The sequence below is a fragment of the Xylophilus sp. ASV27 genome (assembly GCF_016428875.1).
Classification (GTDB): Bacteria; Pseudomonadota; Gammaproteobacteria; order Burkholderiales; family Burkholderiaceae_C; genus Xylophilus.
This window is the reverse complement of record NZ_JAELTO010000060.1, coordinates 20288-27683: the sequence shown is the minus strand read 5'-3', so window position 1 is coordinate 27683 and position 7396 is coordinate 20288. Positions and strand designations below refer to the sequence as shown.

Sequence of the window (7396 nt, the reverse complement as noted above, 5' to 3'; positions counted from 1 at the left end):
CCCCCCCCCCCCCCCCCCCCCCCCCCCCCCCCCCCCCCCCCCCCCCCCCCCCCCCCCCCCCCCCCCCCCCCCCCCCCCCCCCCCCCCCCCCACCCAACCACCCCCCCACCCCCGACATCTACACTAGGTTCTCTTCGTCGGCAGCGTCAGATGTGTATAAGAGACAGCCCCAGCGCCGCGCCGCCCCGGCCCCGCGTCCGGCGCCCGCACCGCGCGCTGCGCCGGCGCCCGCTCCGAGCAGCCGGGCGTCTTCGGGTTTCGACGACATGGACGACGACATTCCGTTCTGAAACCGCACTTTGCTTCGTGGGCAGGCATGGATCCTGCACACAGCGGGTTGCGGAGTAGAAGCGGTCAGCAAATGCACCATTTGCGGGACATTGCTCCGGATGACGCCAGGCGGACTGCGCCGCGCTGATCATCCTGCCCGCGTCTTCTTGGCGGACTGGATTGCATTGCGGTGCGATGCCTGGGGTTTCCCAACGCTGCATCAGGACCTGCGCAATGAAACTCCTCTCGATCTGCTCCGCCGCGCTTCGGCGCTTGGGTGTCTCCTTGGGCCTGGCCGCCCTGGCCTGCATGCCGGCCCATGCGGCCGAGAAGATCCGCTTCGGCCTGAACTGGTATCCGCAGGCCGAGCATTGCGGCTGGTTCCAGGCGCAAGCCGCCGGCCTGTACAGGAAGGCGGGCCTGGACGTCGCCCTGATAGGCGGCAGCCCGGACCGGAACATTGCGCTGCTGGTGGCGGCGGGCGAACTCGATCTCGGCATGGGTTCGAGCTTCACCACGCTCAACATGGTGGCGCGCAACATTCCCGGACGAACCATCGCCGCCTTCCTGCAAAAGGATCCCCAGACCCTGGTCGCGCACGCGGACCAGGGCGTCAAGACACTGGCGGACCTGAAGGACCGGCCGATCATGGTCGCGAAGTTCTCGCAGGCCGAGTTCTGGGCCTTCCTGAAGCAGAAGTACGGCTTCAAGGACAGCCAGCTGCGCCCGTACGCCTACTCGTCCGTCCCCTTCCTGGCCGACAGGAAGGCGGTGCAGCAGGGCTACATCACGGAGGACGCCCTGCTGCTGGGCAAGGAGTTGCCGACGCCGCCGGTTTCCATCCTGCTGGCCGACTATGGCTACGACAACTATGCATCGACCATTTTCGGCATGGACCGCTACCTGGCGGCGCACGAAAAGGCGGTGGCGGCCTTCGTCGAAGCCACCAGGGCCGGATGGCAGCAGTGCATCGACGGCGATTACACCCCGGCGCTGAACGCGGTGCTGGCCGCAGACCCGAAGCACGACGTCGCGCTGTTCCATTTCAAGATGAAGCAACTGAAGGCGCTCGGCATGGTCAAGAGCGGCGACGCCCTGCAGGCCGGCGCCGGCGCCATGTCGGACGCGCGCTGGAAACGCTTCTTCGACACCATGTCGGCCGCCGGCATCTATCCCGCGTCGCTGGACTACCGGTCGGCGTATTCGCTGCGCTTCAGCAACGCGAAGACGGGGTGGTGAAATGCAGGACGCGCATGGTTCGGCCGTGGTGCCGATCATCGACCTCGCCCCGTTCCTGCACGGCGATGCCGCCGCCCGAAGCGCCACCGCCAGGAGATTCGGCAGGGCATTCGAAGAAACCGGCTTTGCGGCCATCGTCAACCACGGCGTTTCATCGGCCCTGGCCCGGCAGGTCTACGGGCAGGCCAAGGCGTTCTTCGCCCTGCCGCTCGAATACAAGTCGCGCTTGATGCCGCCCGAGAAGGTCAAGGGCCGCGGCTACCTGCCGATGGGGATCGAGAGCGTGGCCGCGACCCTGGATGGACAGACGCCGCCGGACCTGTGCGAGGCGCTGGTGTTCGCCTCGCTGGAACGCGAGCGCGAGGGCCGGGGCCAGCCCAATTTCTGGCCGGCCGAACCGCCGGGATTCGACGCCGGCATCCATGCCTGGTTCGATGCCATGAAGGGCCTCTGCGACCGGCTCATGCGCCTGTCGGCGCTGGCCCTCGATCTGCCGGAGGACTGGTTCGCATCCTGCTATCGCGAGCCCTCGCTCACGCTTCGATTCGTCAACTACCCCGACCAGCCTGTGGCGCCGCCGCCGGGCCAACTGCGCTATGGCGCGCATCACGACTACGGCGGCCTCACCATTCTCCGGCAGGACCATGCGCCGGGCGGACTGGAGGTCTGCGATCTCCAGGGCCGATGGCACGACGTGCCCGCCATCCCGGACAGCTTCGTGATCAACGTCGGCGACCTGATGCAGCACTGGACCAATGGCCGATGGAGGTCCACCCTGCACCGCGTCAGCAATCCGGCGCGCGATCTGACCGGCTCCACGCAGCGCCTGTCGATGGTCGCGTTCACCGGCCCGCAAGAGCACACCCGGGTGGAGTGCCTGCCCACCTGCTGCGGACCGGACCGGCCCGCCCGGTTCGCGCCCGTGATCGCAGGCGACTATGTCCGCGCCAAGCTCCAGGCCTCGATGGATCTGGCGCGCGTGCAGGCTCCGTGAGCGACGCATGCAGCCGCAGCCATGCGCGGGAACCGCCCCGCCATTTATGCGGAAGGCTCTGACACGCGGCCCTGCCCGGCCCGGACGGGCGCGTCGGCCAGCGTCTGCGCCGACGCGATCACCCCGCCGCCCAGGCACACCTCGCCGTCATACAGCACGGCCGACTGGCCCGGCGTGACCGCCCACTGGGGCTGCGGGAAGCACAGCGTGAAGCCCTCGCCTGCCCTTGCAAAGCGGCAGGCGGCGTCCGTCTGGCGGTAGCGGGTCTTGGCCGCCAGCGCGGTGGCCGCGGGCGCGCTGCCGGCCACCCAGCTGGCGTCCTCGGCCACGAGCCGGTGCGACAGCAGCCAGGGGTGCTCATGGCCCTGGACCACGCGCAGCACGTTCTTCTCCAGGTCCTTGCGGGCCACGAACCACGGCGCATGCGCGCCGCCGCCGCGCTGCGCGCCCTTCTCCTTGATGCCGCCTATGCCCAGGCCCTGGCGCTGGCCCAGGGTGTAGAAGGACAGGCCTTCGTGCCGGCCCAGCGTGCGGCCGCGCTCGTCCTGGATCGCGCCCGGCTCCTTGCGGATGTAGCGGTTGAGGAACTCGCGGAACGGCCGCTCGCCGATGAAGCAGATGCCGGTCGAGTCCTTCTTCTTCGCGTTGGGCAGGCAGATCTCCTCGGCGATGCGGCGCACCTCGGTCTTGCGCAGCTCGCCCACCGGGAACAGCGTCCTGCCGAGCTGGGCCTGGTTCAGCCGGTGCAGGAAGTAGCTCTGGTCCTTCGACGGGTCCAGGCCCTTGAGCAACTGGTGCTGGCCCGTGGCCGCGTCGAAGCGCACCCGCGCGTAGTGGCCGGTGGCGATCTTCTCGGCGCCCAGGCGCATGGCGTGGTCGAGGAAGGCCTTGAACTTGATCTCGGCGTTGCACAACACGTCGGGGTTGGGCGTGCGGCCGGCCTGGTACTCGCGCAGGAACTCGGCGAACACACGGTCCTTGTAGTCGGCCGCGAAGTTGACGTGCTCGATCTCGATGCCCAGCACGTCGGCCACGGCGGCGGCATCGACGAAGTCGACGTTGGAGGAGCAGTACTCGCTGTCGTCATCGTCTTCCCAGTTCTTCATGAAGATGCCGACCACTTCGTGGCCCTGCTGCTTCAGCAAATGGGCGGTGACGGCAGAGTCGACGCCGCCGCTCAGGCCGACGACGACGCGCTGCTTGGGATGTGCATTCATTGCGGGGATTGTATTTTTTGGGGCTGGCCTTGGTTGGGGCTTGGGGATAGTGCTTTTAGATATCCGGGTTTGTTTACCTTTGCCGGTGGCGGGGGCCGGGAGTTCGCCCCGGCGGGCGAGTGACTTTCTTTCGCGTCGCCGAAAAAAAAGTCACGAAAGAAAAGGCGACCGCGCTGTGGCGGTCCGCTGCGCGGACTGCTCTGCGGTGCTCGGAATCGGCAGGCGGCTGCGGAACTCGCTGCGCTCATACTGTCCTCGCCGTCCCTCCGCTGCGCTGCGGGCAACCTGCCGACTCCTGCGCTCCTCGACGCCACAGAGGGGAACCCCGGACAGCCATACGCGCCATCGCTGCGCTCGGCCTGTGCATTACTCCCTCCCCCGCTGGGAGAGGGCTGGGGTGGGGGCTGGCTGTTCGGCCTTCGGGCCGAGACCCGGAACCTGCCGCCAGCAAGGCGAAGCTATCAAATTAATAGCTAATAACCAAGGAAAAACCTGGGCTGCAGGCACTTTTCACCAAGATTCATCAAACAAACTTGCCCGTAATCCCGCCATCCACCACCAACTCGGTCCCCGTCACATAGGCCGCCGCGTCACTGGCCAGGAAGGCGCAGGCGTGCGCCACATCCCAGGCCGTGCCCATGCGGCCCATGGGAACCTGGCGTGCACGCGCGGCGCGGGCCTCGTCCAGGTCGGTGGCAGAGAACATGCGGGCCACCGTGGTGGCGATGCGCGGCGTGTCGATCAGCCCAGGCACCACGGTGTTGGCGCGCACGCCCTGGGCCGCGTATTGCTGCGCCAGCATGCGCGTGAAGTGGGTGACCGCCGCCTTGGTGACGCCATAGGCCAGGTGGGGGTAGCCCAGGTAGCGCATGGCAGCAATGGACGATATGGCGATGATGGCGCCGCGCCCACGCTCCACCATGCCGGGCAGCACCTGCTGCGACGCCAGCAGCAGGCTGCGCACGTTCACGTTGTGGATGCGGTCGAAGTCTTCGGCGCTGGTCTCCAGCGGGCCGCCGGTCTTGCCGATGCCGACGTTGTGGTGCAGCACGTCGATGGCGCCAAAGCGCTCGCGGGCCTCGGCAAAGAGCCGCGCCACATCGGCTGGTTCCGCCACATCGCCGATGAAGGTCTGGGCCGTGCCGCCCTCGGCGTGGATCAGCGCCGTGGTTTCCTCGGCTGAGGCCGCATCGCGGTCCACCACGCAGACCTGCGCGCCCAGCCGGGCGTAGGTGAGGCTGGAGGCGCGGCCAATGCTCCAGCCCGGGCCGGCCGAGCCCGCGCCAGCGACGAAGACCACGCGACCCGACAGGTCCAGCGGCAGTGCCGGCGGCCTTGCGCTCATGTGGTCTGGCCGCCTTCGCCTACATAGGGGATGGCGTGTTCTACCGTGTCCCAGATGAAGCGTCCCGACGGGCTTTGCTGCTCTTCGACGATGTGCGCCACCAGCCCCGCGGCGCGCGAGATGACGGCAAAGCCGCGCATCACGTTGGTGGGCACGCCGATCTCGCCCAGCAGGGCGGCCACGGCGCCGGTGGCGTTGAGGGTGATGGGGCGCCCGGCGGCGGCATCCACCGCGCGCGACAGGCACTCCAGCGCGCGGATCTTGTCGCCCGCCAGATCGGGCTCGGCACGCGCCAGGTCCAGCAGCTTGTAGGCGCGTGGGTCTACCGGCTTGTGCAGGTGGTGGCCAAAGCCTGGCACCGGGATCTTCAGCGCCTTGTGTTCGCGTGCGATCTCTTGCGCCTCGGCCTCCGGATCGGCCGCCGCGCCAATGCGGTCGAGCAGGCGCGAGCAGTTCTCCATGGTGCCGACGAAAGAGCTGCCCACGGCCAGCAGCCCGGCCGATACCGCGCCCTGCAGGTTCTCGGGCGCGCTCATGTAGATCAGGCGCGTGGCAATGGCGCTGGGCGTCAGGCCGTGCTCCATCAGCACGATCAGCACCACGTCGGTGATGCGCAGGTCCACGCCGCGCGGGTTGCGGCCCAGGATCTGCATCAGCATCACTTCGGTGAAGCTCTTCTTGCCCATCAGGTCTTCGACCAGGTTGGCGTCGCGGTAGTGCAGGCTGGTCAGCGTGTGGGTGCACAGGCGGGTGGTGGGCGTGTTGTTGGCGGTGGTCATGGCGTGTTCTTTCATCAGGCGGTGGCAGCGATGGAGGCAATGGAGGCAATGGCGTGCTCGCGCACGGCGGTCTTGAGCACCTTGCCCACGGGCGAGCGCGGCAGGCTGTGATGGAAATGGATCTGCTTCGGCGTCTGCACCGGGCCCAGGCGCTCGCGCACGAAGGCGATCAGCTCGGCCGCGCTGGCCTGCATGCCGGGGCGCAGTTGCACGCCAGCGTGCACGGCCTCGCCCCACTTGTCGTCGGGCACGCCGAACACCGCGCATTCGTGCACGGCCGGGTGATGGCCGAGCGCGTTCTCCACGTCCACCGGATAGACGTTGAAGCCTCCGGTGATGACCATGTCCTTCAGCCGGTCCTTCAGGTAGAGGTAGCCGCGTGCGTCGATCAGGCCGCGGTCGCCGGTGTGCAGCCAGCCGTTCACCAGGGTTTCCGCCGTCTTCTCGGGCAGGCGCCAGTAGCCGGTCATCAGCAGGTCGCCGCGCGCCACGACTTCTCCGACCTCGCCCGTGGGCAGCAACCTACCATCGGGCGCCATGATGGCCACGTCGCTGAACCAGGTGCTGCGGCCGACGGCAGCCCAGTTGCGCGGGTCTTCGAAATCCTCGGGGCGCATCACGGTGAGGATCTGCGGCGCCTCGGTCTGGCCATAGGTGGTGCCTAGCACCGGGCCGAAGAAATCGCGCACCTCGCGGATTTTTTCCGGCGGCATGGGCGCGCCGCCGTAGATCAGCCGGCGCAATTGCGGGAAATCCGCGCGCGATGCGCCGGGCAGCGCCATCAGCATGTAAACCAGCGTCGGCGGCATGAAGCACACAGTGCCGCCGCGCTCCCTGAATGCGTTGCGCACCGCCTCGGCGCCGGTAGCTTCCAGCACCACGTGGCAGCCGCCCTGCGCCAGGATGGGCAGCAGGTAGGTCGAGGTGCCATGCGTGATCGGCGCGGCCACGACGTAGCGCTCGTGCTCATCGAAGCCCCAGGCCTGGATCTGGTTGACGATGTTGGCCATCCAGGCGCGGTAGGGCTGCATCACGCCCTTGGGCGCGCCGGTGGTGCCGCCGGTGAACTTGATGGCCTGCGTGGCGTCCAGCGGCAGGTCGAACGCCGGGCGCGTCGCGCCAGCGTGCTGGGCCGTCAGCGCGGCAACGGGGGGCTCGCCCTGGGGCGCGGCGCCGCTGTAGATGCGCGCGCCGGGCGCATCCAGCAGCAGCTCGGCGCAGGCCGTGTCCAGCACCAGGATGGAGGGCTCGGTCGCATCGATGATGCGGCGGATCTCAGGCCGCGTGCTTTGCGGGTTCAGCGGCACCCACACCTTGCCGCAGGCCAGCACCGCCAGCAGCACGGCGATGTGCTCGGCGCTGTTCTTGGCGCAGATGCCCACGCGGCTTTGCGGGCTTGGGTCAAGCGCGTTGAGGGCTGCGGCCAGTGCCGCCACCTGCGCGGCCAGCGTGTCGTAGCGGATGCCGCCGGTGGGCGTGTCGATGGCGATATTGCCGGGCCAGCGCTCGGCGGCGCGCCAGAAGAAATCGATGGGAAACATGGTGCCTGGGT

Annotated in this window: 6 protein-coding genes and 1 pseudogene; 3 read left to right on the top strand and 4 right to left on the bottom strand. The window is 68.5% G+C overall.

Features of this window, described 5'->3' with window-relative positions; translation table 11 throughout:
* The 3 genes and pseudogenes from JHD63_RS13630 to JHD63_RS13620 form a co-directional block, all read left to right on the top strand.
* A pseudogene (locus JHD63_RS13630) lies at positions 1 to 290 on the top strand (hypothetical protein); the annotation flags it as partial.
* Positions 291 to 504: 214 nt separating this feature from the next.
* Positions 505 to 1509, top strand: a complete 1005-nt coding sequence (locus tag JHD63_RS13625; protein WP_198971318.1) for an ABC transporter substrate-binding protein — start codon at positions 505 to 507, stop codon at positions 1507 to 1509.
* A 1-nt stretch (position 1510) separates the two neighbouring features.
* Complete coding sequence (locus JHD63_RS13620) at positions 1511 to 2503, top strand: isopenicillin N synthase family dioxygenase (RefSeq protein WP_198971317.1); 993 nt, start codon at positions 1511 to 1513, stop codon at positions 2501 to 2503.
* Positions 2504 to 2547: 44 nt separating this feature from the next.
* Here JHD63_RS13620 and mnmA read toward each other — a convergent pair whose 3' ends face one another.
* The 4 genes from mnmA to JHD63_RS13600 form a co-directional block, all read right to left on the bottom strand.
* Positions 2548 to 3720, bottom strand: coding sequence for a tRNA 2-thiouridine(34) synthase MnmA (mnmA, locus tag JHD63_RS13615; RefSeq protein ID WP_198971316.1), 1173 nt, complete (start codon positions 3718 to 3720; stop codon positions 2548 to 2550).
* A gap of 523 nt (positions 3721 to 4243) precedes the next feature.
* Positions 4244 to 5065, bottom strand: coding sequence for an SDR family NAD(P)-dependent oxidoreductase (locus JHD63_RS13610; protein WP_198971315.1), 822 nt, complete (start codon positions 5063 to 5065; stop codon positions 4244 to 4246).
* Positions 5062 to 5844, bottom strand: a complete 783-nt coding sequence (locus JHD63_RS13605; protein ID WP_198971314.1) for a citryl-CoA lyase — start codon at positions 5842 to 5844, stop codon at positions 5062 to 5064. Before JHD63_RS13605 ends, JHD63_RS13610 begins: the two co-directional genes overlap by 4 nt.
* Positions 5845 to 5858: 14 nt before the next feature.
* A complete protein-coding gene (locus JHD63_RS13600) occupies positions 5859 to 7385 on the bottom strand; it encodes a class I adenylate-forming enzyme family protein (RefSeq protein WP_198971312.1) in 1527 nt (508 codons plus the stop codon).
* Between the last annotated feature and the right edge of the window lie 11 nt (positions 7386 to 7396).